We start from the raw sequence: 26706 nt of genomic DNA, 5'->3' as shown, positions 1-26706 counted from the left end.
GGCTCTATGTATGTTGTTAATAAAAAAGCCACACACAGCTTTTTACAGCGATGCATAAACAACACTTTTAAATTTTTTGATTAGTGCTGCTCAATATTATTGGGTTGTTGCTACTTTATACTTAACCTTAAATCTAAGCTTATTGTTTTAGATATGGTTTTCGCGTGTGTGTAAAAAAGTGTTGCCTAAATGAAAGACAAATTCGAAGCTATGTTTTAAACCTAGCTACTTAGTTTTAGCTCGTCTAATTAAGGTGAGCGCAGATAAAATGGAAAGTTGAGCATTTATGCAAAAGTTAAATTGGCGACGTATCGTACTTAAAGTAGGTAGTGCATTAATTGCACCAGATCAAGATGGCTGCCGTTCGCGTTACATATTAACCATCGCACAGTTCATTGTTCGTTGTCGTGCCCGTGGAATCGAGGTGATTTTAGTATCATCGGGTTCTGTAGCGGCTGGCGCGCATTTATTCCCATCAGACAAACCACGCTCTGTGGTAATGAAAAAAGCAATGGCGGCAGCAGGTCAAACAGAAATGATTGCCATGTGGGACCGCTTTTTTGACTTTCCATCTGCGCAGCTATTATTAACGCATGGCGATTTACGTGACCGCGAGCGTTACCAGAGCATCCGTGAAACCGTGTTCACTTTACTTGAACATGGTGTACTTCCTATCATTAATGAAAACGATGCAGTAACCACCGACGATTTACGAGTAGGGGACAACGATAACTTATCAGCAATGGTCGCAGCAGCTGCCGATGCCGATGCTTTATTAATATTCTCAGACGTTGATGGGCTATATGATAAAAACCCTAACTTACATGATGATGCGGTGTTACTGCCTGAAATAAAATCAATTGATGAATCTATTTATGCTATGGCAGGATGTGCTACAAGTGCGGTAGGTACTGGTGGTATGAAAACTAAAATAGAAGCGGCAGAAAAAGCAACGTCACATGGTATAGCGACTTATATTATAAATGGCTTTAAAGAAGAAACATTTACAAAACTGCTAGCTGGAGAAAACCCAGGTAGTGTATTTTTACCGTACGAAAAACCGATGCAGGACTCTATTCATTGGATGACACATACAGCAAATGAGCAAGGTGAAGTTGTTGTTGATGGATCATTTGATGAATCTCTTGAAGGTGAAAGTGGATGTATTCGTGGTGACGAAATCATGGAAGTTCACGGTGAATTTGCCGTGGGTGATACCATTTTAGTACGTAGTGAAGACGGTACGCGTTTAGCTAAAGCGACCGCAAATTATAGTAGCTGTTTGTTAAACTTTATTGCAGACAACGAACAGAGTGAATTCAGCGAAAAAATGCAGGATTCAATTGGACCAGTTATATCTGAAAAACATATCGCATTATTGGAGAAGTCATGAGTTTAATTACGGACATTTCACGCCAGACAGCTAAAGCTGCACATACACTTGCTTTACTCGATACCGAGACTAAAAACAAAGTACTAGTTGAAATGGCAGCGGCACTAAGAGAGCAAAAAGCATTTATAATAAAAGAAAATGAAAGTGATTTAAGCGCAGCACGCGACAATAACTTAGCTGCCTCAATGATCGACCGCTTAACGTTAAACGATGAGCGTATTGAAGCAATGGCTGAAGGAATTGAAGTAATCGTAAGCCTTGATGATCCTGTTGGTCAGCTGCGTGATATTACTGAGCGCCCAAATGGTATTAAAATTCGCAAAATGCGCGTACCTCTTGGCGTTGTATGTATGATTTACGAAGCACGCCCGAATGTGACAGCAGACGCTGGTGCATTATGTTTTAAGTCAGGTAATGGCGTAATTTTACGTGGCGGCAAAGAAGCACTTAGAAGTTCACAAGCTATCGCAAGTGTAATGCACAGCGTACTTGAGAAGTACAACTTACCGGTATCACTTATTTCAGTGATTCCAGATCCAGACCGTGCGCTGTTAATGGAACTGATGCAGCAACGCGAAAGCATTGATTTAATCATTCCACGCGGCGGCGAGGGTTTAATTAACTTTGTTACTGAAAACAGTACGATCCCAGTAATTCAGCATTACAAAGGCGTTTGTCATCTATATGTAGATAAAGATGCCGACCTAGAAATTGCGCTTAACTTACTGCTTAACGGTAAAACCCAGCGTACCGGTGTTTGTAATGCACTAGAAGGTTTAGTTGTGCATCAAGATGTGGCAGATGAGTTTTTAAATTTGTGTGCAGTTGTATTACGCCAAGAAGGTGTAAAAATAAATGCTGACAGCTTTGCAGCTAAATACTTTGATAACGCAACAGTCCTAGCTGATAACGAATTTGGTGAAGAATATCTAGACCTAGAAATCGCTATTCGCGTTGTACCAAACTTTACGGCAGCGGTTGAACACATTGCACAGTTTGGATCAAACCATACAGAAGTAATTTGTACTAAAAATGAAGCTGCTGCAGAGTTATTCCAACGTAGTGTTGATGCTTCTGTAGTAATGGTTAACGCATCGTCTCGTTTTTCTGATGGCTCACAATTGGGCCTAGGTGCAGAGATTGGAATAGCTACTTCCAAGCTACATGCATACGGTCCTATGGGCCTCGAATCACTAACGACAGAAAAGTATTTAGTTAATGGAGTTGGCCAAGTTCGCGAGTAACCGCAAAAATTAAGTCCATAAAAAGCCGAGCATATTTATGCTCGGCTTTTTAGTTTATAAATCACGCTACAGTTACTTTAACTTTTTTAACCAATCACTTGCAGGTTCTGGTCTATGCAAATAATAGCCTTGCAGAATAACCTCAGGATACTCCTGTAGTAAATCAAAGTGGGACTGGTTCTCTACGCCTTCAGCAACTATCTCGAGTTCAAATAAACGACCTAAGCTTACAATCATATCAATAATTAGTTTATCGTTGTTATCGGTAGGAGCCTCTAACACAAAAGAACGATCAATTTTAAGTTCTTGTATTGGTAATTGTTTTAGGTAGGTTAAGCTCGAATATCCAGTACCAAAGTCATCAATTGATACTCTAATACCTAGCTTCTTGAGAAAGTGAACAGCTTCAATAGCCGCTTCCATATGATTAAGTAACGTACCTTCAATTATCTCAATAGTGAGTTGTTGAGGATTAATGTTATGTTGCTTTATCTGTTGGCTAATAAAGTTTAAAAAACGCGCTTCATGAAAGTGCCTGCCACTTATATTAATTGATAAGTTTAACTCAGGGTGGGTTTTACCAAGTTGCGTTAGTATTTCAAGTGCATTTGAAGTTACCCAGCAATCTAAATCATAAATTATGTCTGACTCTTCGGCTATAGATATAAACTCACCAGGGCTAATAAAGCCTTTTTGAGGGTGCTCCCATCTTAATAAAACCTCAGCGCCCTTAAGAGTTTGGTTTCGATCAAATTGGGATTGTAAATATAGCGATAGCTCATTATTTAAAATAGCTTTACGTAAATCTTGTTCTATTTCAAAACGGCGTTTTGCTTGCTCGCCAAATGAAGTATCAAAAAAGGTAACTCTATTGCCGCCTTTCTCTTTTGCCTTGTAACAGGCCGCTTCACAGTTACGAATAGTCTCAATAGCACTTTCCCATTGATCTTCTCGTGGAAAAATATAGGTGCCTATACTTACTGTTAAGCTAACGTCTTGTTCAGCAACGACAAATGGATGGTTTACACTTGCAAGTAGCTCTTGGGCTTTATTTTCAGCCATAGCTTGAGCTCTAGCTCTGCCCACACCTTTTTCAACTGTACATAGTACTGCAAATTCATCACTACCTAAGCGAGCAATAACATCTTTTTTACTCACGTGAGTATGGATTCGTTTAGTTAATTCTTTTAATATGTTATCGCCAGCGAGTAATCCTAATCCATCATTGATTGAGTGGAAGCTGTCTATGTCAATAATATAGATATAGGCATAACTATTTTCGGTACTGCAAACCTGAAGTTGCTGCTCTAACTGCTTTAAAAAACCATTTCGGTTTGGTAAACCTGTAAGGTCATCGTGCCATGTTAGGTAGTCAATTCTTTCTTGGGTTACTTTAACGCTCGAAATATCACTAAATACACCAATATAGTGCACGTTAGTATCTTGATCGCCTTTAACCAAACTGAGAGTTAGTAGCTCTGGATAAAGTTCGCCATTTTTTCGTCTGGTTACAAGCTCACCACTCCAATAGCCTGCTTGATTCGCATGTTCCCATACTTGGTCAAAGCTAATACTAGGGTGGTTGTTTTGTTTAATATCGTGCAACTGCATTTGCAGTGAGTCTGATTCACAGTAACCGGTTATACGGCAAAATGAAGGGTTTACGGCTATAATTTTGCCATTACTATCGGCAATAACAACACCATCAGCGGTTCCCGTTAGGGCTTGATAAAATAATTTTTGTTTTGATGAGAGTTCTTTTAATTCTTCTTCTCGCTGGCTAAGCTCTTTCGCAAGAGACTCTATTTCGAGTAATTTGTCGTGCAGGTCGAAGTTTTTTTCTATAAGCCTATCTAGCATTCCTTGAGCGGTAATATGAGTGCGAATGCGTGCTCTAACGAGCGCTAGCTTGTAAGGTTTGTGTATGTAGTCAATTGCGCCCATAGCAAAGCCTTTTTCTTCAGACTCTTCTTCGGTAAGCGCAGTTACAAATATGACGGGGATGCCTTTGGTATTTTGTTTCGCTTTGAGTATATTACATACTTCGTAGCCGTCCATGCCAGGCATCATTATGTCTAATAAAATCAAGTCAGGCCGAGTTGACTCAATAAAGATCAAAGCCTGCTCACCACTAGTTGAAATACGTACGTCGTAGTCAGTTAAAAGTCCTTCAACTAATACGTGTAAATTACTAGGTTCGTCATCAACAATAAGAATTAAAGGTTTATGCTTTCTCTCTGTAGTTAATCCCTTACTGTTTGCGAGATAATTTGAATGCACTATCTATCCTTCTTTGCGTTCTTTGCTATGTTAAATCTAGTTCAGGTTAGTGGTTATGCCTAATTTTTATTATCGTTTCTATATTTATCAATCAACTCTATTACTAATGCGTAGTTAAAATGATCAATTGCTTCTTTGAGCTTAAATAGAGAGTGGCTTCTATCATATTGATTCATTTCTAGCTGTCTAACCAAACTGCTAGGTACGGGGCGAGCCGTTAATGCTAATGAGTATATTTTATCGATAACCGAGTCTTCGTTTTCTAGTTCATGTCGCTGTATATGTTCTTTTTTAAAGCTATCAGCTACCAAGAATTGTTTTACGGCAAAAAGTGTAAGTGTTAATTGTTCATTAAAGTGAGATAAGTTAATACTTTTCTCATTTATTAAGCTTTTCTCAACACTTTGCGCGCTTTGTTGCAGTAGCTCCAAACCTAATGTGCCGGCAAGGCCCTTAAGTGTATGTACTAGTCGAATTAAGCTTTCTAACTCTCCATTTTTAATTAATGTATCAGCTTTAATTGAAAAGTCATTGTAATCGTTGATAAACTGAGTAAATAATTTAGTTAATAATACGTCATTATTTTCTAGGTTTTCTTTTGCTAAAAGCAGATTTATAGTGCTCAGAGGTTCATTACTTTGCAGATGTTTCTCTATACTTTTGTAAAGTGCATCAAAAATAATCGGTTTTACTAAAAAGTCGTCCATACCCGCTCTAAACGCTGCTTTTTTATCATTAGGATCTGCGGCTGCCGTAATAGCAATTATAGGAGTTTTGTAGCCTCGCTCTCTTAATATGCTTGTTGCTTCTAGTCCGTCCATAACTGGCATTTGAACATCCATAAAAATAATATCGATGTCATTTGTCTCTATTTTATCTAATGCATCACGTCCATTATCAGCAATGATCACAGTCATATCTAATCTTGTTAAAAGGGCTGAGGCTATTTCTTGGTTAATTTTATTATCATCAACAACTAATGCATTAAAACCCGAAAATTTAGGATGGGGCTTTAATTGCTTTTCTTTGAAATTATTGGGTGAAAGCTTTCTTAAAATTTCAACTTCACTATTTTTATTACCAATAATTATAATGTCTATATTTTCATTTTTTGCAATTGGCTCAGGAGACTCTTCATCGGTAATTAATAAAATAAGTGTTAATTTTTCATTAGCGGTTTTATTTTGAGCGTACAGTTGTTGTAAAATAAAGTTATCGTTGAGCTCTTTTTTTTCTATCGACATTATTACAATACTAAATGGGCTACTAGGCTGAGACATTTTTGCAATGGCTCTTAATGGTTCTTGTGTTGTTTCTGTCGTTATATTTATATCACTTAGTAAGTCCATTAATTTTTTAATTTGCTCATTATCAGGGCTAATTAATAAGGCGTGTTTTTTAAGCTTTTGTTGCTCAGATAAAGTAAAGGGTAGAGTAAAGAAAAACTCGCTACCTTGATTAATCGTGCTCCTTACTTGTATATCTCCGCCCAGCAATTTAGTTAATTGTTTGCTTATAGTGAGTCCTAAACCGGTCCCACCATACTTTCTTGTTGTGCTTGAATCACCTTGCGAGAAAGACTGGAATATAATTTTTGATTGCTCTTCAGTCATCCCAATACCCGTGTCTTTTATACTAAAGCGAAGGTTTATTGTTTTTTCGTGTTGAGATGTCGCTTCTATAATTAATGATATTTCACCATGCTCAGTAAACTTAATTGCGTTACCTACACAGTTATTTATTATTTGGCTTAAGTGCATTGGGTCGCCAATAAGTTCAAGCCCTGCATCAACGTGTAAAGTAAAGTTTAATAACAAACCTTTTTGCTTGGCATTTGTTGAGAATAAATTTTGAACGTTAGAAACTATAGTATGTAAGGTAAAAGGGATTTGCTCTAACTGAACTTTTTCCGATTCTAGCTTAGAAAAATCCAGAATATTGTTTAAAATCTGCAATAAATTTTGAGCACTTGAAAAAGCTTTATCTGCGTAGTGTTTTTGCCTTGAGGGAAGCTCGCTGCTTTGTAAAAGTTGCAACATACCTAATATGCCATTCATTGGGGTGCGAAGTTCATGACTCATATTGGCTACAAAATCTATTTTTGTTTTATTGGCTTTATCGGTTTGCTCCATGGCACTCGTCAGGTCGGCATTCATTGCTTCCATTTGGGAATTTAATACGCGGGTTTCATTGAGTAGCTCTTTGGTTTGCTTATTTTTTAAATATAAAGCGTTAGCTGCTTTTATTACCGATGCTATTTCAGTTTGATTTTGGCTGTTATTTGAAATAGTTACTGGCTTTTCGCTATTCATGTCTTTAAGTAATAAAGTGAGCTGAGTAATTGGTTTTATAACCGATCTAAAAATAAAATAGCTTAAAAATAAAATGATTAACATAATTAAAACGGCAAATATATTTGCCTGTTCTGTATTTTTTGTTAAGTGGCTACTTAGTAGCTCTTCTGTTTTGATTAGTTTATTTTTTTCTACGTTTTTAATTTCATTAGTTAAATACAGCAATTCGTTTTCTATGCCTGTAAGCACTACATTTACAGAAAAAGTGTAGCTACGGGTGAGTAATACAAGTTGGTTATAAGCTTGTTTTAAGCTTGTTGTTTTATTGGAGAGGGATTCATTTATTACAGAGGTGCTCGTTAGTTTTTTATGTAAGTGATTTAAGTTTTGTTTTACATTTTGTGCTTCATCAAAATTAGGTTTATAGAGGTAGCTTATAATTGCATGTTTTAAATTACTTATTGTGAGTAAAACATCGTTAAAAATAACTTTATTATCATTGTTTGAAGACCCTTCTAAATCACTAATTGTTACTTGTAAGTCATCAATAGGTTGTTTGAACTGAGTAATGTAAATGTGTTCGCGTTTTTGTCTGTTTACGACAACTTGGCCAAATGTATCTTGGTAATTATTTAAATACTCGCCAAGGCGTATTAGTGAGTTTTGATACTCAGGGGTCTGGTTTTGAGTGTTTGTTTTTAGCTGCTCGAGATTTAGATTTGCCTTATTCAAATAAAAATTAAATTTGGTAATCGTATTTTCATTTGCATTGTCAATAAATGAAACTGCATGCCCTTGCAGGGAAATAATATCGTTTTCTAAGTTAGTTACAGCTTCACTTTGAATAAGCGCGTTATGTTGCGATTTTTGCAAGTTAAGTAAAGACGTTTGCGAATAGTTAAACAAATAGCTCTGTAAAAGAAGTAATCCAATCAGCGAACACAGAGCTAATATTATTTTTGATTTAATTGAGTTTATTATCATTATCGGCTAATCAACTCATACCATTTTTGCAGGCTGTAGTCATAGGTTGGCATAACTGTATTCCACACTGCTACATTACTAAAGCGTTTATGGTAACTACCGCCATTACGTTGCCCACCTGCTTTTACAGCTACGTCGCCATTGGTATTTAATAAATCTATGTTTGTTGCTTTTCCACCGTACCAGTAATCCCATTCAGACTGAGATAGGAGTAGTTTAGAGCGCTGCGGGTTACTAATGTAATAACCTTGGCGAGCAATAAATGCACCAGGCCAGCCTGAAAGCCACCAATTCATATAATCGTAAGCTGCATCTTTTGCGCTACTTTGTATTTGTGACGATAAACACATAACACCATGCCAGCCTCGGTAGCCTTCTTTTGGCGCGGCAAATTGAACATTAATATTTTGGCTGTTTAATGCAGAAACTGCAGGCGAAAACATGCTTTCTATATGGGCTCGCTTACTTCTCATAAATTCAATCGACTCAGGAACCGAATTCCAATAGCCACTAAAGTGACCTTGGCGTTTAAAGTCGAGTAATATACTAAACAATCTATCAAGTTCTGGGCGGGTCATTGCACCTATATTGTTAAATTTTATAAGCCCTTTACTTTGTGCTGCTAGGGCTAGGTCAAATAATCCAATGGTAGGCGCATTTACAATAGCTACTTTACCTCTGTTCTCGTCATCAAGCAGCCAACTCCAGCTTTCTGTTTCGTATGCTATACCGGGCTTAATAAAGTCGGTGTTGTAACCAAAAGAGTCAACATTATGCACATAAGGTAAAAAGCTAAGATGATCGCTTTCTTGTGCGCTTAATGTGCCATCGGGTTGAACATTTAATAATTTATAGGGGGAATCACCTGCACCAATACTTGCAGTTTCGGTTAGTTTTCCCGTTTTAGTAAGTGGATTTATCTCGTTAAAGTAGGTGAGTCGTTTTTTTTCTATTGGCTGAATGGAACCTGCATCCCAAAGCACATTAATGCTGTCTGACCATTGTTCGTATAAATCAAAGGAGCTAGGGTCCATTGATGCCTTTTGCAAAACAGCAGCGCTGCCTGCGGGAGTAAATTCTATATTAATACCCAAGTCACTCATCGCTTGCTTGCGGATAGCCTCTTGGAGTGTTACATGCGTACCAAGCACTCTTAATGTGACTTTTTTTCGAGCAAAAACATAAGGCGCATGTGTTATTGCACCAGCTGTTAAACCTATTGCAGCTAGCTTTTTTAGCGTTGAACGCTTAGGGTTGTCCATGTTAAGCCTAAAGTACTAATGTGTGACATTATGTATAGCTAAGAACTTGTAAAGACACAAGTTGAATGGATAAATTTAAAATTATATAGAATGAAAAATTAGAATATTAGGGTGTCAAAAAATAATAAAAACAGTGGAAAAATAGAAGAGTAGAACGAATTTGAAAAGGAGTAGGAAAGTGGTGGAGCTAAGCAGGATCGAACTGCTGACCTCCTGCGTGCAAGGCAGGCGCTCTCCCAGCTGAGCTATAGCCCCACATTCCTAAGTTACATATAATGTAACTGCTTGACTGCTGAGTTCCAAGCGGGACGAACTTTAAGTTTTTTTATAAATTTGGTCAAGTATTTTTTCGTAAATTTTCACTGTTTACGTCAATTTTTGTTAGACTCGGCTTAATTCAAAACTAAAACGATAAAAAACAATGAAAAAATGTGTTCTAGCGCTTATGGTTTTACTCGCTGGCTGTGCCTCAAATGATGAGCCGCCTTTTGAAATAAATAATAAACAGTTTCACGAAAAGCAAGATGATCAAGGCAATAAGCTTTTTGCTTATGTTGTTTCGGTAAAAGCTAAGCATCGTGAAAACTTTAACCTTGACCGTGGTTCTAATAAGAGACCAAGTCGTGGTGAGGTTAAGCAGTATATAGAGAAAGAGCATTTTGAAGAGTCGAGCATTCTGAAGTTACAGCTAGAAGACCAAGCAGTTGAATTATTAAATCAGGAGCTAAAAGATCGTAAGTATTGCGACAACAAGCATGAAGTTAATGATGTTTTATGGCGAGATTTGAGTGTACAACTAAGAGGGCGTTGTTTGTAATATGTTGGCTGATAAAACTAAGTTAGCAGAGCTTTTGGCGCACCTAGATATTAACTATGATGTAATAGAGCATCCGCCGCTACATACTAGCTTAGCGGCAGATGAGTTTATGATTGAGCGCCCAGGTACTCGTCTTAAAAACCTATTTTTACGCGATAACGAAGGCAAGCGACACTTTTTAGTTATTACAGCGCACAATAAGCAGCTCGACTTAAAGGCACTATCAAAGCAACAAGGGCTTTCACGCTTAGGGTTCGCATCGAGTGAGCGGCTAGCTAAATATTTAAAAGTGGCTCCTGGGTGTGTATCTATGTTGGCTCTTTTAAATGATAAGCAAAACGAAGTGAGCTTATGGGTTGACCAAGATATTTGGCACGGTGATTTGTTTCATTGTCATCCGTTTGAAAACACCCAAACATGGTTGCTTAGTAAAGCTGATTTAGAAACATTTTTTAATTACACAAAGCATCAACCGCGCGTTGTATTTTTACCCTCAAAATAAGCCCACATAATTAACGATAAACCACATAAGCAAACCGCAAGCAGCGTAAACATAAACGCTGTTTGCCCATGATGTTGGTATACCACACCGGGTAATAACGACCCCAATGCGCCACCACTGTAATAAAACGATACATATCCGCCATTGGTTACACTTGGTGGGGCTTTACTTATTTTATTAACGAGCGGTGCGGCAGTTGAATGAATCACAAACATAGCACCACAAAACAAAGTAAATGCGATTAAAAATAAGCTAAGCTGATGGCTCATTAATAAAATAATACTCACACTATAAAAACTAAATACCGCAGTTAATAAGTGCCAAGGCGAAGGGACTTTTTTAAGTAACCAAGGTGCAGCAATAGAGGCGAGGGCACCAATTAAATAACCACTGTAAACTAAACCTATGTCACGAGTATTGGTAATTAAAAACGTGTTTTGTAATATAAACGGTAAGTAATTAAGCAGTGCAGCGAAACAAAAAAACATACAAAAAACGGCGCCGTAAACTTTAAGTACAGCGCCTTCTTTAAGTTGTTTAATGTAATCGAGTGGGGAGAGCTGCGACTGTTTAGCTGGGTTTGTAAAGCGGGAATGCTTAACTGTCAAAGCTAAGCAAAGAAGCATAAAAGCAATTACGTAATAAAAGCTCTGCCAATTCCATAAGTCGCTAAACAAAGCGGCAAGCACACGTCCAAAGTAACCACCAACTATACTGCTACCAATATATAGGGTCATATTTTTTTGAAGTGTATCAGCGCTATAACTCATGCCTATATAGCTAGTCATTGCTGTTAAAGCTGCGGGGAGCGTTAAACCTTGTAAAAATCTGACTAATAATAAAAGCTCAAAGCTAGGTACATAAATAAAAAGTAAGCAGCTAAGGCCTAAAAGCACCATTGCAATACGTAATATAAGTAGTGGGTTTATTTTTGCTAAAAATAAACCGTAAACGAGCGGGGCAATGGCTAAGGGCAGCATAGTTGCAGTCATTAAGCTGCCAGCTACCGCAGGGGCTACATTAAATTCGCTCGCAAAAAGGCTAAGTAGAGGTTGTGGTGCATAAAGTACAAAAAATATAAATACCGAGCAAACGAGTAGATGAGGTAAACGCATTATATGGCTTATACATTTGCTGATTGGTTGTCTGGTATTGTATTAAAAATTGGTTTTAATTCATAATTAAAACCATAGTCATTGCGCTATATCATGGTTTGTTTTAACTAGTTTGCTAGATTAATGTCGATAGCGCTGTTATTTGAACTCGTTGGTGATTAAAATAGCGATAATATTAGTTTTTAGTGGAACAAAGCCATGGGTTCATTACAAGACCAATTGCTTCAAGCAGGATTAACAACATCGCATAATGCTAAAGTTGCTAAATCAGAAAAGCGTAAGCAACAAAAAAAGCAAAAGAAAGGGGCTACTAGCAACCCAAGTGATCTGCAAAAGCATATTCAACAAACCAAGCTAGAGCAGCAAAAAAAAGCTGAAGAGCTTAACCAAACACGCCAAGTGAGCTTAAAGCAGCGCGAACAAGAAGCGCGTGTTAAACAAATTTTAGAGCACCACAACCAAGACGCTATTCGTGGTGAGCGCACATTTAATTTTACTTATCAAAACAAAGTAAAAAATATCGACGTGAACGAGAAAACGCAAAAAGCGTTATCGGGCGGTCGTTTAGCTATTTGTGTACTAGAAGGGCAATTTTACGTATTAGACGACGAACCAGCACGCAAAGTGGCTGAAGTTGACGAAAAGTATATTGTTTTTCATGTAGAGCCAGAAAACAAACCAAAAGATGAAGATGACCCGTACGCAGACTTTGAAGTACCAGATGATATAGTGTGGTAATAGTTTATTAAGGGTAAGCTCATTTTTATTTGCTAAAGTATATAAAAGTGAGACAGAAACGAGTTAGCGGTTTTTGGTTAAGTTGATCGTCTAGTGTCGTTTCGTACGTATGCTTTTTATTTGATTGTTTACTACAATCAATAGAACAGTTTTTCTAACCGTCAAAAAAGAAGAGTAAATACAATGAGCAAGATGAAAACACTACTATTAGGCGCGGGTATTACTTTAGCCGCAAGCTTCTCGTTTAATGCAGCAGCGGCCGATGGCGCCACACTTTATACCGCTAAGAATTGTCAAACTTGTCATGGCGCTGAAGGTAAAGCACCAATTATGGGTATGTACCCTAAACTAAACGGTCAAAATAAAGACTACTTAGTAGCGCAAATGAAAGATATTAAGTCAGGTGCACGTAATAACGGTATGACCATGGCTATGAAAGCAATGGTTGCAACGGTAACTGATGAAGAGTTTGAAGCAATTGCAGATTACCTAGCTAACGTAAAATAATTTACGCAGCTATACCATTTTAATACAATTGGTATTTTAGTTTTACAAACAGCCACACAATAGTGTGGCTGTTTTGTTTGGTGTTTGCTATAAAATAGAGACTGCTTTAGACTTCTAAACATCTGTTCGTACAGGTTAATAATGTACGTTTTTAAAAGGCTCATTATGTTTGATTTACCCCAACTCGATTTAAAAAATAAAGTATCAGCACAAGAGTGGCAACTTCGTGTTGATTTAGCCGCATGTTATAGACTGGTAGAGCACTTTCGTTGGGGGGATTTAATCTATACGCATTTATCAGCACGTTTGCCTGGCACCGACCACTACTTAGTGAATGCGTTTGGTTTAACCTTTGATGAAGTAACAGCCTCTAATTTAGTAAAGGTCGACTTAGACGGTAACATTATTGACGATACGCCATTTAGTATTAATCCAGCTGGTTTTACTATTCACAGTGCGATTCACGAGGTACGCGAAGACGCTCATTGTGTTATTCACCTTCATACTAAAGAAACAATCGCAGTCGCTACACAAAAAAATGGTTTATTACCGCTTAGCCAATATTCAATGTTTTCAATGCCATCGCTTTCTTATCATGGTTACGAAGGGCTTGCAGTAAACGACGACGAGCGAAAAGTGCTGCAAGATGATTTGGGCAGCACTAACCATATGTTATTGGTAAATCATGGTGGCTTAACAGTAGGCCCAACGGTAGGCGATGCGTTTATGCGCTTTTATGATTTACAGCGAGCGTGTGAAATTCAACTAGCGCTACAATCAAGCTCGCAAGAGGTGATTGAAGTACCGCAACCTATAATCGACAATATTTATAATCAAGCAAACGTAGTACACAGTGGCAGCACCGGCGGGCAACTTGCGTGGCCTGCAATGTTACGTAAAGCGTATCGACTTGACCCTAGTTTTGCAAAATAACCCATAGCGGTTAATAAGGAATTTTAATGAAAGTAAATCGCGTTGAAGTATTTGATATTCACTGTCCTGATAGACCTTCTTGGACACCTGTGTTTGTACGTATTCATACTGACGAAGGTATTAGTGGTGTTGGCGAAGCGGGCCTTGCATACGATTTAGGTCACAGTGCTGCAGCGGCTATGATTAAAGAAATGGCCGACGCCTTTTTAATCGGCCACGACCCTTTTCAAACAGAAAAACTATGGTCACGTATGTTACGTGAAAGCTTTTGGGGCTTAGGTGGCGGACCTGTTGTATATGCTGCAATGAGCGCAATTGATACCGCACTTTGGGATATAAAAGGTAAAGCGCTTGGTTTACCTGTATACCAGTTATTAGGCGGTAAAGTTAACGACAAACTACGCACTTACGCTTCGCAATTACAGTTTGACTGGGATAGCGAATTTAAAGCGCTAGTACAACCGCAAGAATATGCAGAAGCGGCTTTAAAGGCGATGGCCGAAGGTTACGATGCAGTAAAAGTAGATCCAATTCAGTACGATAAAGACGGTAATACTTATTATGACCGTACAAAAATAATTTCACGTACTGAAATGAAGCTATACCGTGCGCGTATGCAAGCTATTCGCGAAGCAGTAGGCGACGAAGTGGATATTATTTTTGAATGCCACAGTTTACCAGGTGTTACAACAGCCATTCAGCTAGGTGAAATTGCAGAAGAATTTGACTGTATGTACTTTGAAGAGCCAGTTAACTATTTAAACCATTCATTGCATGCAAAAGTAGCAGATAAAGTTAATGTGCCAATTGCTGGTGGTGAACGTTTGTATAATCGCTGGGGTGTGCGCCCGTACTTAGAAGATCAAAGTATTGATGTTCTGCAACCTGATATTGGTTTATGTGGTGGCTTTACCGAAACTAAAAAAGTATGTGATTACGCAGATATCTTTGATGTGCGTATTCAAGCTCACGTATGTGGCGGGCCTGTTGCAACAGCAGCATCACTGCACTTAGAAACGGCTATCCCTAACTTTTTGATTCATGAGCACCACACTTATGCGATTAAAAAGTGGAACCGCGAGTTATGTTTACAAGACCCACAACCTAAAAATGGTTTCTTTGAAGTGTCAGAAGAGCCAGGGTTGGGTATTGAATTAAATGATGAGATTGTTATGCGTTCTCAACGCGTAGAAATAAAATAATAGTCTTTTAACCTAACTTAGGTCATGCATTAAAAAGCCGGTAAGTGATTAGTCACTTACCGGCTTTTACTCGTTTGGTAAAGTTTTAGCTTGTTATAACTCGTTAATTCTACATTCTACGTCTTTAAGCTCAATAGTGGCTTTACTATCAAGGTGGCGTATATAGCATTGCTTGCCTTTAATCATCAATTCAAACTGATCGGGTGTATTGCGACTTTGCGTGTCGATAATATTATTACCATCCACATTGCTAAGGGTTACTGTGCTGCTGGTAGTAAATACATTATCAGCTAATTGAGTTTCTTGTATATGTACAAGTGTTTTAATTGCTTTGCTAACGGCTGTTTTATTTGGCTTTGCCAGTAGAGCATGTTGCAGCTTAGGTGTCGGATCTGGATTTTGAGATATGCAGCCATTGAGAAAAAACGCAGAAAATACAACGATTAGTAAAAAGTACATTTTCATAAATTGGCCGTATTATTATAAAAAGAGAGTTTAATATAACTAGTTTTACTTAAACTTGGTAGTAGTGCTTAGCGTTTGCATAGCTAAGGTTATGCCATGTCTTATCGTTTGAGCATAACGCCTTATGGCAGTGCCATAGAGTGTTGTAGCTTGTATTTATTTGGCACACAGGAAAGTTGCTTGCAAACATAATACGCTGCTGGCCAAAGTGATTAAAAAGAATATTAAAACACGCTGCTTGTTGCTCACTGGTGAGCCTAAGTAATTCAAAACCAGAGAATTTAATTGCTATGTTGTCGTGCTGAGCAAGTAACTCAGCACCTTGTTGCCAGTCATTTAAATTACTTGGTAGTCCTGCATGATTAATTATAATTTGAAGCTGCGGTAGCTGCTTAGCGTAGTAAGCTATTTGTTTGGTTATTTCGCTATTTTCAATATCAAATTGAGCTTCAAAATGCAGTTTATTTGTAGCCAATAAATTAAGGTTATTAATACAATGAGGGCTTTTTAGTCTCACTGCATCATCGTCTTCGGTTATATCTCTTATACCACAAAGGCTTGAATGAGCCAGTGCATTTAGCGCGTGATTAAATTGCTCTGCGGGCGCATCAATTTGGTTGTAACTAATAGCCTTAAATGAAAGGTTTTTTAAATGCGAGCTTAGCCAGTTTAACTCGTTTATAGGTGATTGATTATCAAACCCAGCCTCAATGTGCACAATACCCGCAAGTTCAAAATCAGTACTTTTAACAAGTTGCTCTGCACTTATTGCTTGTTTAATTTTTTCTAGGTTAGGCCATGCTGGTGGGTTTTCGCCTTGTAGCCAAGTATATTGCCCCTCGGCAAGATTAAAAAAATGCACATGAGGGTCAATAATTTGCATGCTCATTGGGCAGTGTAACCACCATCAATACTTTGTAGGCTGCCTGTTATAAAACTGGCATCGTCACTTGCTAAAAAGCTCACAAGGGCAGCAACCTCATCGGCTTGACCTAATCGGTTAAGCGGTTGAAGACTTGCTTCCTCGGCAACTATTTCTGCTTTGTTTGCGCCACTTTTTGCGCAGTACGCATCTATCGCGTTATGAAATAGCGGGGTTTCTATTGTGCCAGGGCATACTGCATTTACTCTAATATTAAAGCTCGCGTAATCAAGCGCCGTTGTTTTGGCCATTGAGGCAAGGGCATGTTTTGTTAGGTTATACGCAAAAGAGTTTTGCTTACCTATAATTGCTTGATCGGATGCGACTAATATAATAGCGCCGCTATTTTGCGCTTTCATGCTTGGCAATACGCTTTGTACTGCGGCATAGGCGCCTTTAACATTAAGCGCAAAAAGTGCATCGAGAGTTTGCTCATCGGTGCTTTCTATATTTGCGCTTAAGTGTTTTCCAGCATTAGAAACAAGTACATCAATACGTTTGCTTTGTTCACAGATAGCGTTGATGCAGCTTTGTACCGCCGATACATCACTTACATCACACTGATGAAATATACCAGTTTCGCTTGGCTCTATATCAAGGTTATGTACTTTATAGCCATTACTTAGCAAACGCTTTACAACGGCTAGACCAATTCCTTTTGTACCACCTGTAACTACTGCAACTTTAGACATACTTACTTCCTTTATTGCTAACTAGTGAGAGTGACCGCAGCCGCCTTCAGCGTGCACATGTCCGTGAGAAACTTCTTCACTCGTCGCTTCACGTACAGATACAACTTCAACGTCGAACGTTAGTGTTTTGCCCGCAAATGGGTGGTTTAAATCACAATCTGCGTTAAAACGACCAACCTTAACAATAGTAACCTGATGACGACCTTGGTTAGAGCTAACCATTGCTGTCATACCTGGTTTCCATACTTTAACGTCGCCTTGTAGGTGCTTAAGCGGAATACGTTGAATTAAATCATCAACACGCTCGCCGTACGATTCACTTGGCTCTAGAGTTACACTAAATTTTTCGCCGGCTTCTTTACCTTCAAGTGCTTTTTCTAAACCAGGAAGCATGCCTTCGCTGCCATGAATGTAAGTAAGTGGCGCTTCGTTTGTGCTACTTTCAATTTGCTCGCCCGCTTCGCTAAGGGTGTAATGAAATTCAACTGCTGAATTTTTGCTAATTTGCATGCTTGTCTCTTCAAATAATAACTATGTTAGGGCGCAATTTTACGCGAAATATACTTGTTTATAAACTTAACGTGGCTGATTTAGTGTTTTTTGTAAATTTAGCAGAAAATCTTTTTTTATTGGTGCTGCTTTTTGCTTTTCAGCCTGTGGTATAAACAGTACTAATTGAGTGCCAGGCTTTAAAATGCTCGATGCAGAGAGTTTGTTCCATTTTGCCAAGTCGCTATGAGGTACATCGTAAAGCTGACTTATACTCCAAAGGCTATCGCCTGACTTAACTTCGTAATCTATTTCAATGGTGGGAATCGCAATCTCTTGGTGTTCTAAATAAGGGCTGATTTTGTAATCAACAGTTAATGTGCTTGGCAGAGTTTTAGGTTGCCCAACTAATAACTTTTCTCCAACACCTATTAAATTATTATTTTTATTATTAAGTTGTTTCAAAGCTTTTACAGACATACTAAAACGCCTGGCGATACTGTAAAGCGTATCGTTTTGTTTAACGATGTACTCTCCAGCAAAGTTTGATTTGAAGAACTGACTTTTTAATAATGCTTCTTGCCCTATAGGCAGCAGTAAAGTATGCGGCCCGTTAGGTGAGCTTTGATTTTTTAAATATCCCTGATTAATAGCATGTAACTGCTTTGAACCTATACCAGAGAGCTTGGCAATGACTGAAAAGTCGAACTGCTGGCCTATGTTCATCTGTGTTGTAAATGGTTTATATGCTAGCTTTGGGCGTTTAATGCCCTTTTGTGGATGTTTAACTAAATAACTTAAAGCGAGTAATTTGGGTACATAGTCAGCAGTTTCTTTTGGCAGACTGAGCGACCAGTAATCGGTGCTTTTACCGCGTTTTTTGTTTTTTTCGATTGCACGTTTAACACGGCCTTCACCACTATTATAAGCGGCCAAAGCATGTAGCCAATTACCATCAAAGCGTTTATGTAAGTAACTTAAGTAATCAAGTGCAGCATCGGTTGAAGCAAGTACGTCTTGGCGCCCGTCATACCATTGGTCTGACTTAACACCAAAGTGATGCGCCGTTGCGCCAACTAACTGCCAAACACCAACAGCTTGCTGTGATGAGGCTATTGTTGGTCTAAAATCGCTTTCTACAAATGGTAGTAATGCGAGCTCCATAGGTAATTGCTTTTGCTCAATTTTTTTTACGATGTGATACAGGTAAGGCGCTGCGCGTTTGCTCACCGTTTGTAAGTAGTTAGGTTGCTTTGCATACCAGCTGATACGCTTTTTTAAAGCGCGATTTTGATAAATCGTAAAGTGTAGATTATTGGCTATATGCACCCACAGATCGGTGGTTTTTGGTGGGCGCTTTTTTACGATTGTTTTTTTGAATTGAAGTGGCGTAACTGGCTCATTAACTTGAGGCGTTTGAGCTACTTCATCGTCAATATCATAAGTATAGTCAGGCTCAAAATGAGTAAATATTTGTGGAGCGTCTTGTGGTTCTTGTTCCGTTGATTGACAACCAAATAACAAAATACCCAAACAACATAAAACCAAACTGCGCATAGTGATCACTTTTGTAAATTCCTTTTATTATTTTAACACAATCCGTTGTGTTGAGTTATTCTGCGCTTTTTGCGCGATTTAGGCCAGCTTGTAAAAAGAAGTTGCTCGATTTTATATTAAGCGCTTCTTGTTTATAAGGCTCAATAACTGATTCAGGAAACGATAGCATTAACTGCTCAATACTTTGATCTTTATTGTTTTTAACGTGCTCTGTTATGGCTGTTAAAAATGATAGTGGCTGTTTCAGCTGCTCTTTTGTTAATGTGCCGCCGTGGCCAGGTATAATAATAGTGAGCTTTTCGTCGTTAATATATTGCTTAAGCAACGTTTGCCAACTTTTAAGTTCACCGTGTCCAGGGTAAGGAAGCCAGTCAACGATATCGCCACCAATCAGCACACTGCCATTATTAGTAGTAATAGTTAAATCACCGTTAGTATGGGCTTGCTGCGGCTCAAGCGTTACCTCAAAACCACCAAGGTCGATAATTTTACGACTATTAATGACTATTTCGGGTTTGCTAAGCTGATACTCCTGCCAGCGAAAAAGTCGCTTTTTTGCAAGCTTTAACTTATCACGCCATTTAGGTTGCTCTTCTTTGGGTACATTCGCTAATCGTTGGTAGCTCAGCTCAATGCTCTTTTCATAGGTGTCTAGTTTGTCGGTATATGCTGTTTGGTAAAGGCTAAAATTTTTATTTACTTGCTGATGAACAACGAGCTTGGCATCAGGATAAAAATTTTGCATAACCGCCATACCGAGCAAGTGATCGTCATGGTAATGCGTGGCAACCAAATAGCATAAAGGTGTTTTAAGGCGTTTTTTTAAATCTTCAGCAAGTTGTTCAACTGCAGCAAAATTGGCACTCGTATCAACCAGTAGGGCACATTTTTCGCCTTCAATTAATACTTGGTTAGAGTCGTAAAAGCGAAGCTTGTCTTGTTGCTTTAAAAACTGAATATGAGGGTTTATTGTATTCCAAATAACGGCAGCGTAGGTGCTAGGTGCTATTGATAGTAAAGTGCATGCCAATAGTAAGTGCTTACATGAAGAGGTTATGTTTGAAAGTTTTAACTTCATTTATTATCTCTACGCTGAGGTTTAATTACTTTAATAATAAACAAAAAGCGCAGTATGCGCTTTTTATTTTTGGTGTTTGGGGTCATTTGCCAAATGCTGACTGAGTTTATCAATCAATTGGTCTTGATGCTGTTGTTCAACTGTAGCCTGTGTTTTTGCTTCTAGCAATTCGTGGCTTAAGTTTAATGCTGCCATTAGTAGGGCTTTTTGATCGTTTCTAACGGTTGAGCGTTGTTTCATTTGCTCAACTAAGTCATTTAGATTTTTAGCTGCTGCTATTAATGCATCTTCCTGCCCTTCAGGGCAAGCAAATTGCTGCTCTTTACCTAGCAACTCAACAGTGACCCGCTGGTTTTGCAGCTCAGACATTAGCTAGCCTGTTGTGCGCTTTGTAATTTATCAAGAAGACCAGATAAAGTAGTGCTGGCATCTTTTTGCTTTTCTTCATTTTCTAAAGCTTCAAGCTGTAGTAATTCGTTTTCATCGCTTAGTTTAGTGTTCTGTTCTTTTAAAGTAGCAACATCTGTTTGTAATTGATTATTACGTTCGATTAAAGAATCGATCAGTTGTTCGAGTTGTTGAAGAGTAGTGTTGTTCATAAAGGCGCTCATATAACTGTAATTAATGTCATGCAAATGTAAAGCAAAGTGTGTTGATTTGCCAGCATTTACGGTGGTTTTAGCTGATTTTTCTTCTGCGTTAAGGGATAATTCAGCATATGAGCTTTTTCATTCAGAAATGGTTCACTTTAACACTCTCTTATCTTGGTGTAAGTTGCCAAAGCCTAGTGCTTATGGTTCACTTACGATATTAAATTGCGTATGGCGAAAATAAATAATGCTTAGTTACAGACACTCATTTCATGCGGGTAATCCTGCCGATGTACTTAAACATTTAGTACTGGCACAAGTACTAAATTACCAAACAATTAAAGATAAACCGCTTGATTATATAGACACGCATTCAGGTGCTGGCTTTTTTGAACTGGCAGCTGCTGATGCGCAAAAAACGCAAGAGTATCAAGATGGTATTGAAAAACTTTGGCAACATAAAAGTGAACATGCTGAGCTTAATGAGTACATTGAATTAATTAAGTCATTTAACGACACTGACGAACTTGCATTTTATCCGGGTTCACCAAAAATTGCAGAGCATTACTTGCGCCGCCAAGATAAGGGTTGGTTTTTTGAACTGCACCCGCGCGATTTATTATTACTTGAAGAAAACATGCAAGGTAAGCGATCTATTCGTGTACGTGGAGAGGATGGTTTTGCAGGTTTAGTTGGTTTATTACCACCAGCATCTCGCAGAGCGTGTGTGTTAATTGACCCTCCATACGAAATTAAAGATGACTACGAAACGGTTGTAAAAACCTTAGTTAAAGCTCATCAGCGTTTTGCTACAGGTACTTACATGATTTGGTATCCGGTTGTAGACAGAGAGCGCATTGATAATATGGAACAGGGCTTAATTGACTCAGGAATGCGCAACATTCAGTTATTTGAATTAGGCACTGAAGCGGATACTGACGTACATGGTATGACAGCATCGGGCATGATTGTAATTAATCCTCCGTGGAAGCTAAAGCAAACAATGGATGCAATAATGCCTGAACTTGTTAGTTTGTTAAGTGAGCCAAGTGGTTTTTACAGAAGTGAGCAACTCGTGGATGAGTAACTTTAAATAGCGCTTATAACGAATAATAAAATGCCCGGCTTTGCTGGGCATTTTATTTAAAATCAGTACGAATGTGTTAGGTAATATTTATATAAGGGAGCTAAATATTAATTAAAATAAACCGCACTAAAAGTAGCAAGCGTATTACCGCGACTGTTTTTAAGTTTTAGTGATTCACCTGTTATTTCCCACTTTGAAGTTTTGCTAAGTACGTCAGACATAGCCGCTTCTTGGCTCATATTATCCGAGCACATCTTTTTTGTACTTGCTAGCTGACTAAGTGTAATTGTTTGCTGCTCGGTACTATAGCTTCCGCTAAAATTATTACAGCCTAAAAAGCCATTAACGCGGTGGTCTTTATTGAACTGAATGAACGGTTCTTTAGTTGTAACATTCACAGTTTGAGCATTTATTGTTATTGCTTTCCAGTAAGTATTTGTGAGTGTTACATCGGGTTTTTGAGTCGACACTTTTGAAAGCTCAATTTTATAGGGGGTAGTTAACTGTGATTCTGTAAACGGGTCGTGATTTGTTGTACTTGTGTAAAGCACTTTGTCTTTATTTATAATTCTGGCGCTTAGGCTATAGCGATGTTTATCGCTAATTTTGCTGGCATCATAAATTAGCTCAACGGTAAATGGCGGGGCTTGGGAAACATCAATCACTTCTTGTGTGATTATATCGGCTTTTACATCCATTTTAGATACATTGGAAAGCGTAACTATTAATTGCGAGCCAGGGCGAAGCATACTGCGATCTTTATAGCTAACTTGAATAGTTAGGGTAGATATTGCTTTTGCTTGCTCTGTATTTTCAGTTGGCTTAGTTTGCTCACCGCAGCCAGTTACTGCAAAAGCGCTAAGCGCCAATAAGCCAATCCCTGCAGCTGCTTTTTTACGCGAAGATACTGCTTGATGCTTTTCCATGTTGGTTATCCTTACTCAATATTATCCCCCTAGTGTATTACCTAGTTACTTAATCATTCCTTAACTTATTTTAAACATAAAAAAAGGCGCATTAGCGCCTTTAATAATTAAAAACAAACGATTATTTTTTAACAAACTTAGTTAAAATAACAATGCGCTGGCCGTCAACTCGCCCTTCAATATGATCAGGGTTGCTGGTTAGGCCAATATTACGAACAGCTGTTCCACGTTTAGCGGTAAGGCTACTGCCTTTAACATCTAAGTCTTTAATTAGGGTAACAGTATCGCCTGCTTGAAGTACTACACCGTTGCTATCTACATGCTTTAAATCGTCATCTTCGGCAAGTGCTTTTTTAGCCCACGTTAGCGTATCTTCTTCAAGGTAAATCATGTCTAGCGCATCTTGTGCCCAGCCATTATCAGGCGCTAAACGCGAAAGCATTCTGTAAGCTACAACTTGTACTGCAGGAGTTTGGCTCCACATGCTATCGTTTAAACAGTGCCAATGTGTAGGCGTTATTTCGCTGTTATTCTCGATTTGATCTTTACATGTTTGACATGTGTAAATACATTTATCTGAGTGGGTTTCAGTTACCGGTGGTACTTCATAAACAGATAAGTTCTCGGTGGCTGCACACAATTCACATTGATTACTACTACGTTCGATTAAGGCTTTTTCAATACTCATGGGGCTCTTTCTGGTTCTGGTCGAGTTAACATTTGCTGCTATTATACTCCAAAACACGAGCTCTGCGCCATTAGTCCCTTAATTTTGTGTGGGTATATTACTCATATACTTATCTTCAATAGTTTTTATATATCCTTGAGCGTGAAGGTTTTTAATTGCTAGGTTTATCTGGGGCAATAATTCTTTGTGTTTGCTCAATAAGCGAATTCTTAAAAAACCATGGGAATGCTGTGCGCCAAAGGCAATGTTTATCCCTAACTGCTTTGCCCAATAGAGCGCAGTTAACTTACCTACTAGTGCAGCTTCTACACGGTTTCTTGATAGGGCTGTCATAAGTTCTTTTTCGGATGGAAAGTCAACACGCTCAAAGGTGTTGTCATTAAAGTAATAGTAACCTAGTACCGTTCCTATATTTTTACCCTTCAAGCTATCAGCGCTTTGCCAATGCTGGGCATTTTTAGGCAAGGTAACAATCATTTCTGTGGCATAAATAAGCGGCTCTGAAAAAACATAACGAGGGTCATTTCTCTCACTCTTTGAGAGCCATTCTAATGAAATAACATCAAAATCGATTATTTCATCTTGTAAATATTTGGTAATACGCTTTGTAGGTAGGTCGATATGAGAAGCTGCAATATTGGCATCATCGAGTACTTTTTCAATAATTTCGGGTAATATGCCAGGCTTTTCTGGATCATTTGTATAATATGGATAATGACTCCCTGACGCGCTAACATTATATTTGAGGGGAGTAGGATTAATGCTGGCATAGCTAAAAAATACAAATAGCAGAGGGCTCAGTACTAATAACCGAATAAAGTTAGTCAAATCTCTACCTTTTATATTAATATTTTATATTAGTGTTGTGTAATTTTAACGTTTTTGCAATGACGACTATATTTATCTTATGCGTGTTGCATTAAAGTACACATATTATTGGCTGTTTTGCCATCTTTTATTTATAGGTTTAGAGCCAAGTGAAATTACATAACATACCTGATGAAGTACAAAAAATAACTCAGTTTGTTGCGCGGCAACCTATTTTTGATATAGACCAGAATGTTTTCTCGTACGAATTGCTTTATAGAGACTCAGCCAATAATGCGTTTCCTGTAGGCACTTCAGATGTCCATGCGACAAGCCGCCTATTTTTTAATGCTTTAATGTTGGTTGGTTTAGATAGACTTACCGCACATCATTTAGCTTTTATAAACTTGTCATCAGAAACTATTCTCGATAACTTCCCCAAACTTTTATTGCCAGAAAATAGTGTTATTGAAATAGTGGAGCGCACGGGTAATATTCCTGCGGTGGCTGAGCGTGTGCAAGAACTTAAAAAAGAAGGGTATGTTTTTGCGTTAGATGATTACGATGGCGATCCAAAATGGGAGCCACTGTTAGCACATGTTGATTACATAAAAATTGAGATAGATGATCCGGTTATTAAAACCAATATGCGCATTAAAAAAATAAAACGCGCAAATCCACATGCAAAAATAATTGTTGAACGAATAGAGACGCATGAACAATTTAATGTATTAAAATTGGCTGGCTGCGATTTATTTCAAGGGTTCTTTTTTTCTCGCCCAGAAATGATTACGTATAAAGGTGTAGAGCCTTCTAAGCTAACCGTTTTTGATCTATTGCGTTTTACAGCAAAAGAAACACTTTGCTTTAAAGAAGTTCATCAACGAGTGGCCAGAGATGTCGCCATAACAGCGAGGGTTTTAAAGCTAGCTAACGCGCGTTCAGGCAAAGCAAATTTAGTCATTACGTCTATTTCACAAGCGGTTATTTATTTAGGTGAGGACACAATAAGACAATTTGTTCGCGTATTAGCAATTAGTGAGTTGGGGGTCGAAAAACCAACCGAATTAACTAAGCTTGCTTTAACGCGGGCTCAATTTATGTCGCTAATATTGGAGCAAAATAATAAAGAGTTGACCGAGCAAGGGTATCTGGTGGGTTTGTTCTCGGTGCTTGATGCTATTTTAGATGCTGAATTAAAAGACATAGTTAAAGAGTTTACTTTAGATGCTGCAATATCTGATGCGTTACTATTAGAGAGCGGCATTTTAGGGAACTGTTTATCGCTTATAAAAGAGTTTGAATTAGATAATATAGATGAAGCTATGGTCCATTTGGCCAACATAAACTCAGAGCTGCACATTGGCGATATATTTAATTTTTTATTGGATGCTGTTTTATACAGTGATGACATTATTGAGGCAATAACAGAATAAATATGCGTAATTGGTTGTCGGTTATAAGTGTAGTGGTTGCTCTTTGTTTATTGTTTCCTGGTATTACAAAACCAGTATTAACAATAGAGGGCAACATAGATAAATCAAAATTAGCGCAAGCGGGCATTGAAATGCTTGCTGAAGAGGGCGATGGTCGGACTCGTAGCATGCTAATGATGTTCTCGAATATGCTAGGGCTTGATAAGTTAGAGGGCGAGATCAGCGCCTATAACAAAACACAAAGTATTTTAGGCACAGTTCAAGAGCTTGCTAGTAATAATAATTTATTTGTAGCTGCTTTAGTGGGGTTGTTTTCTATTGTTATTCCAAGCTTGAAGCTGCTATTACAATTGCTTTATTGTTGCCTACCTTTGAATGGGTTGAAGCAAAAGCTCGGTCTGGTTATTTGTGCATTAAGTAAGTGGAGCATGGTTGATGTATTTGTTATTGCATTAATAGTGACTTACCTAGCAGGTAACGCTCATGGTAAAAGTGGTGAGCTACTTGTTATGAATACACAATTTGGTGAGGGTTTTTGGTATTTTAGCGCATATTGTATATTTGCAATTATAGCGAGTAACTTAATTAAAACACCTGATAAACCGCAGTCTACATAATTAAAGTATTTGTGGTTGCCGTTAGGTTATCTTACAATCATTTTAAAATTTATTAAAAGGCATAATGTTGCAACGTTTTTA

At 38.1% G+C, this 26706-nt stretch carries 26 protein-coding genes and 1 tRNA gene; 11 read left to right on the top strand and 16 right to left on the bottom strand.

Translation table 11 applies throughout. From position 1 onward, the window contains the following. Positions 1 to 286: 286 nt before the first annotated feature. Together proB and H5157_RS06455 are read left to right on the top strand one after the other, a co-directional pair. Positions 287 to 1393: a glutamate 5-kinase gene (gene proB / locus H5157_RS06460; RefSeq protein WP_002957876.1), complete on the top strand. Its 1107-nt coding sequence runs from the start codon at positions 287 to 289 to the stop codon at positions 1391 to 1393. Beyond that, complete coding sequence (locus H5157_RS06455) at positions 1390 to 2637, top strand: glutamate-5-semialdehyde dehydrogenase (RefSeq protein ID WP_182724385.1); 1248 nt, start codon at positions 1390 to 1392, stop codon at positions 2635 to 2637. The genes proB and H5157_RS06455 overlap by 4 nt, the downstream gene beginning before the upstream one ends. A 72-nt stretch (positions 2638 to 2709) precedes the next feature. Here H5157_RS06455 and H5157_RS06450 read toward each other — a convergent pair whose 3' ends face one another. The 4 genes from H5157_RS06450 to H5157_RS06435 all read right to left on the bottom strand — a co-directional run bounded on the left by H5157_RS06450 (position 2710) and on the right by H5157_RS06435 (position 9712). Next, on the bottom strand, positions 2710 to 4917 hold the full coding sequence (locus H5157_RS06450; protein WP_182724384.1) for an EAL domain-containing protein: 2208 nt from the start codon (positions 4915 to 4917) through the stop codon (positions 2710 to 2712). Between the two features lie 59 nt (positions 4918 to 4976). Continuing rightward, positions 4977 to 8195 (bottom strand): hybrid sensor histidine kinase/response regulator, encoded by a 3219-nt coding sequence (locus tag H5157_RS06445; protein ID WP_182724383.1) that lies wholly within the window; start codon positions 8193 to 8195, stop codon positions 4977 to 4979. Beyond that, positions 8195 to 9457 carry a PotD/PotF family extracellular solute-binding protein gene (locus tag H5157_RS06440; protein WP_182724382.1) on the bottom strand — a complete coding sequence of 421 codons (1263 nt, stop codon included), beginning with the start codon at positions 9455 to 9457 and terminating at the stop codon, positions 8195 to 8197. The genes H5157_RS06445 and H5157_RS06440 overlap by 1 nt, the downstream gene beginning before the upstream one ends. A gap of 179 nt (positions 9458 to 9636) precedes the next feature. Next, a tRNA-Ala gene (locus tag H5157_RS06435) sits at positions 9637 to 9712 on the bottom strand. A gap of 166 nt (positions 9713 to 9878) precedes the next feature. Between H5157_RS06435 and H5157_RS06430 the strand changes: the two genes are divergently transcribed. Further along, the gene (locus H5157_RS06430) at positions 9879 to 10274 is read left to right on the top strand and encodes a hypothetical protein (RefSeq protein WP_182694033.1); all 396 of its coding nucleotides are present in this window, start codon (positions 9879 to 9881) and stop codon (positions 10272 to 10274) included. Position 10275: 1 nt separating this feature from the next. Continuing rightward, entirely contained in the window at positions 10276 to 10776 is a 501-nt protein-coding gene (locus H5157_RS06425) for a prolyl-tRNA synthetase associated domain-containing protein (protein WP_154903604.1), read from the top strand. Here the strand turns inward: H5157_RS06425 and H5157_RS06420 are convergent. Next, positions 10743 to 11891: an MFS transporter gene (locus H5157_RS06420; RefSeq protein WP_165723902.1), complete on the bottom strand. Its 1149-nt coding sequence runs from the start codon at positions 11889 to 11891 to the stop codon at positions 10743 to 10745. The two genes, H5157_RS06425 and H5157_RS06420, sit on opposite strands and share 34 nt — an antisense overlap. Before the next feature lie 198 nt (positions 11892 to 12089). On the opposite strand from H5157_RS06420, the gene H5157_RS06415 reads away from it, so the two are divergent. From H5157_RS06415 to H5157_RS06400, 4 genes are all read left to right on the top strand, one after another. Next, positions 12090 to 12629, top strand: coding sequence for a DUF2058 domain-containing protein (locus H5157_RS06415; protein ID WP_002957867.1), 540 nt, complete (start codon positions 12090 to 12092; stop codon positions 12627 to 12629). Positions 12630 to 12812: 183 nt separating this feature from the next. After that, a complete protein-coding gene (locus tag H5157_RS06410) occupies positions 12813 to 13136 on the top strand; it encodes a c-type cytochrome (protein WP_024600212.1) in 324 nt (107 codons plus the stop codon). A 165-nt stretch (positions 13137 to 13301) separates the two neighbouring features. Continuing rightward, on the top strand, positions 13302 to 14069 hold the full coding sequence (locus tag H5157_RS06405; RefSeq protein ID WP_182724381.1) for a class II aldolase/adducin family protein: 768 nt from the start codon (positions 13302 to 13304) through the stop codon (positions 14067 to 14069). Positions 14070 to 14095: 26 nt separating this feature from the next. After that, positions 14096 to 15271 (top strand): mandelate racemase/muconate lactonizing enzyme family protein, encoded by a 1176-nt coding sequence (locus H5157_RS06400; RefSeq protein WP_007375956.1) that lies wholly within the window; start codon positions 14096 to 14098, stop codon positions 15269 to 15271. Between the two features lie 93 nt (positions 15272 to 15364). On the opposite strand, the gene H5157_RS06395 is transcribed toward H5157_RS06400, so the two are convergent. The 8 genes from H5157_RS06395 to zapB form a co-directional block, all read right to left on the bottom strand. After that, positions 15365 to 15736 (bottom strand): hypothetical protein, encoded by a 372-nt coding sequence (locus H5157_RS06395; RefSeq protein WP_182724380.1) that lies wholly within the window; start codon positions 15734 to 15736, stop codon positions 15365 to 15367. A 49-nt stretch (positions 15737 to 15785) separates the two neighbouring features. Beyond that, complete coding sequence (locus H5157_RS06390) at positions 15786 to 16625, bottom strand: amidohydrolase (protein ID WP_182724379.1); 840 nt, start codon at positions 16623 to 16625, stop codon at positions 15786 to 15788. Continuing rightward, positions 16622 to 17350 (bottom strand): SDR family NAD(P)-dependent oxidoreductase, encoded by a 729-nt coding sequence (locus tag H5157_RS06385; RefSeq protein WP_024595817.1) that lies wholly within the window; start codon positions 17348 to 17350, stop codon positions 16622 to 16624. Before H5157_RS06385 ends, H5157_RS06390 begins: the two co-directional genes overlap by 4 nt. A gap of 21 nt (positions 17351 to 17371) precedes the next feature. Continuing rightward, complete coding sequence (locus H5157_RS06380; protein ID WP_002957860.1) at positions 17372 to 17860, bottom strand: peptidylprolyl isomerase; 489 nt, start codon at positions 17858 to 17860, stop codon at positions 17372 to 17374. Between the two features lie 66 nt (positions 17861 to 17926). Beyond that, positions 17927 to 19396, bottom strand: coding sequence for a LysM peptidoglycan-binding domain-containing protein (locus H5157_RS06375; protein ID WP_182724378.1), 1470 nt, complete (start codon positions 19394 to 19396; stop codon positions 17927 to 17929). 55 nt (positions 19397 to 19451) lie between these two features. Then, positions 19452 to 20474: an MBL fold metallo-hydrolase gene (locus H5157_RS06370; protein WP_182724377.1), complete on the bottom strand. Its 1023-nt coding sequence runs from the start codon at positions 20472 to 20474 to the stop codon at positions 19452 to 19454. A 63-nt stretch (positions 20475 to 20537) separates the two neighbouring features. Continuing rightward, positions 20538 to 20843: a cell division protein ZapA gene (locus H5157_RS06365; RefSeq protein WP_002957856.1), complete on the bottom strand. Its 306-nt coding sequence runs from the start codon at positions 20841 to 20843 to the stop codon at positions 20538 to 20540. Continuing rightward, positions 20843 to 21073: a cell division protein ZapB gene (zapB, locus tag H5157_RS06360; RefSeq protein WP_002957855.1), complete on the bottom strand. Its 231-nt coding sequence runs from the start codon at positions 21071 to 21073 to the stop codon at positions 20843 to 20845. The genes H5157_RS06365 and zapB overlap by 1 nt, the downstream gene beginning before the upstream one ends. 238 nt (positions 21074 to 21311) lie before the next feature. On the opposite strand from zapB, the gene H5157_RS06355 reads away from it, so the two are divergent. Continuing rightward, on the top strand, positions 21312 to 22151 hold the full coding sequence (locus H5157_RS06355; RefSeq protein ID WP_182194443.1) for a 23S rRNA (adenine(2030)-N(6))-methyltransferase RlmJ: 840 nt from the start codon (positions 21312 to 21314) through the stop codon (positions 22149 to 22151). Between the two features lie 107 nt (positions 22152 to 22258). On the opposite strand, the gene H5157_RS06350 is transcribed toward H5157_RS06355, so the two are convergent. The 3 genes from H5157_RS06350 to H5157_RS06340 form a co-directional block, all read right to left on the bottom strand. Then, positions 22259 to 23077 (bottom strand): META domain-containing protein, encoded by an 819-nt coding sequence (locus H5157_RS06350; protein WP_182724376.1) that lies wholly within the window; start codon positions 23075 to 23077, stop codon positions 22259 to 22261. 121 nt (positions 23078 to 23198) lie between these two features. Next, complete coding sequence (locus tag H5157_RS06345) at positions 23199 to 23765, bottom strand: alkylphosphonate utilization protein (RefSeq protein ID WP_024605602.1); 567 nt, start codon at positions 23763 to 23765, stop codon at positions 23199 to 23201. A gap of 78 nt (positions 23766 to 23843) precedes the next feature. After that, a complete protein-coding gene (locus H5157_RS06340; protein ID WP_024595823.1) occupies positions 23844 to 24593 on the bottom strand; it encodes an ABC transporter substrate-binding protein in 750 nt (249 codons plus the stop codon). A 149-nt stretch (positions 24594 to 24742) separates the two neighbouring features. Here H5157_RS06340 and H5157_RS06335 point away from each other — a divergent pair, with 149 nt between their 5' ends. Both H5157_RS06335 and H5157_RS06330 read left to right on the top strand, forming a co-directional pair. Continuing rightward, the gene (locus H5157_RS06335) at positions 24743 to 26008 is read left to right on the top strand and encodes an EAL and HDOD domain-containing protein (RefSeq protein WP_024595824.1); all 1266 of its coding nucleotides are present in this window, start codon (positions 24743 to 24745) and stop codon (positions 26006 to 26008) included. Positions 26009 to 26010: 2 nt separating this feature from the next. After that, positions 26011 to 26625 carry a paraquat-inducible protein A gene (locus H5157_RS06330; protein ID WP_024595825.1) on the top strand — a complete coding sequence of 205 codons (615 nt, stop codon included), beginning with the start codon at positions 26011 to 26013 and terminating at the stop codon, positions 26623 to 26625. Positions 26626 to 26706: the final 81 nt, after the last annotated feature.

The organism is Pseudoalteromonas sp. SG43-3 (assembly GCF_014164385.1).
In the GTDB taxonomy this organism is placed as follows: Bacteria; Pseudomonadota; Gammaproteobacteria; order Enterobacterales; family Alteromonadaceae; genus Pseudoalteromonas; species Pseudoalteromonas distincta.
The sequence above is the reverse complement of the archived record's forward strand: the minus strand, read 5'-3'. Positions and strand labels throughout refer to the sequence as shown.

Coding starts and splice junctions, on each gene's coding strand:
- H5157_RS06410 (WP_024600212.1), top strand. CDS start 12,813: ATGAGCAAGATGAAAACACTACTATTAGGCGCGGGTATTACTTTAGCC.
- H5157_RS06385 (WP_024595817.1), bottom strand. CDS start 17,350: ATGTCTAAAGTTGCAGTAGTTACAGGTGGTACAAAAGGAATTGGTCTA.
- H5157_RS06330 (WP_024595825.1), top strand. CDS start 26,011: ATGCGTAATTGGTTGTCGGTTATAAGTGTAGTGGTTGCTCTTTGTTTA.
- H5157_RS06445 (WP_182724383.1), bottom strand. CDS start 8,195: ATGATAATAAACTCAATTAAATCAAAAATAATATTAGCTCTGTGTTCG.
- H5157_RS06365 (WP_002957856.1), bottom strand. CDS start 20,843: ATGTCTGAGCTGCAAAACCAGCGGGTCACTGTTGAGTTGCTAGGTAAA.
- H5157_RS06395 (WP_182724380.1), bottom strand. CDS start 15,736: ATGAAAATGTACTTTTTACTAATCGTTGTATTTTCTGCGTTTTTTCTC.
- H5157_RS06455 (WP_182724385.1), top strand. CDS start 1,390: ATGAGTTTAATTACGGACATTTCACGCCAGACAGCTAAAGCTGCACAT.
- H5157_RS06415 (WP_002957867.1), top strand. CDS start 12,090: ATGGGTTCATTACAAGACCAATTGCTTCAAGCAGGATTAACAACATCG.
- proB (WP_002957876.1), top strand. CDS start 287: ATGCAAAAGTTAAATTGGCGACGTATCGTACTTAAAGTAGGTAGTGCA.
- H5157_RS06430 (WP_182694033.1), top strand. CDS start 9,879: ATGAAAAAATGTGTTCTAGCGCTTATGGTTTTACTCGCTGGCTGTGCC.
- H5157_RS06400 (WP_007375956.1), top strand. CDS start 14,096: ATGAAAGTAAATCGCGTTGAAGTATTTGATATTCACTGTCCTGATAGA.
- H5157_RS06425 (WP_154903604.1), top strand. CDS start 10,276: ATGTTGGCTGATAAAACTAAGTTAGCAGAGCTTTTGGCGCACCTAGAT.
- H5157_RS06390 (WP_182724379.1), bottom strand. CDS start 16,625: ATGAGCATGCAAATTATTGACCCTCATGTGCATTTTTTTAATCTTGCC.
- H5157_RS06350 (WP_182724376.1), bottom strand. CDS start 23,077: ATGGAAAAGCATCAAGCAGTATCTTCGCGTAAAAAAGCAGCTGCAGGG.
- H5157_RS06440 (WP_182724382.1), bottom strand. CDS start 9,457: ATGGACAACCCTAAGCGTTCAACGCTAAAAAAGCTAGCTGCAATAGGT.
- H5157_RS06375 (WP_182724378.1), bottom strand. CDS start 19,396: ATGCGCAGTTTGGTTTTATGTTGTTTGGGTATTTTGTTATTTGGTTGT.
- H5157_RS06370 (WP_182724377.1), bottom strand. CDS start 20,474: ATGAAGTTAAAACTTTCAAACATAACCTCTTCATGTAAGCACTTACTA.
- H5157_RS06380 (WP_002957860.1), bottom strand. CDS start 17,860: ATGCAAATTAGCAAAAATTCAGCAGTTGAATTTCATTACACCCTTAGC.
- H5157_RS06405 (WP_182724381.1), top strand. CDS start 13,302: ATGTTTGATTTACCCCAACTCGATTTAAAAAATAAAGTATCAGCACAA.
- zapB (WP_002957855.1), bottom strand. CDS start 21,073: ATGAACAACACTACTCTTCAACAACTCGAACAACTGATCGATTCTTTA.
- H5157_RS06345 (WP_024605602.1), bottom strand. CDS start 23,765: ATGAGTATTGAAAAAGCCTTAATCGAACGTAGTAGTAATCAATGTGAA.
- H5157_RS06420 (WP_165723902.1), bottom strand. CDS start 11,891: ATGCGTTTACCTCATCTACTCGTTTGCTCGGTATTTATATTTTTTGTA.
- H5157_RS06355 (WP_182194443.1), top strand. CDS start 21,312: ATGCTTAGTTACAGACACTCATTTCATGCGGGTAATCCTGCCGATGTA.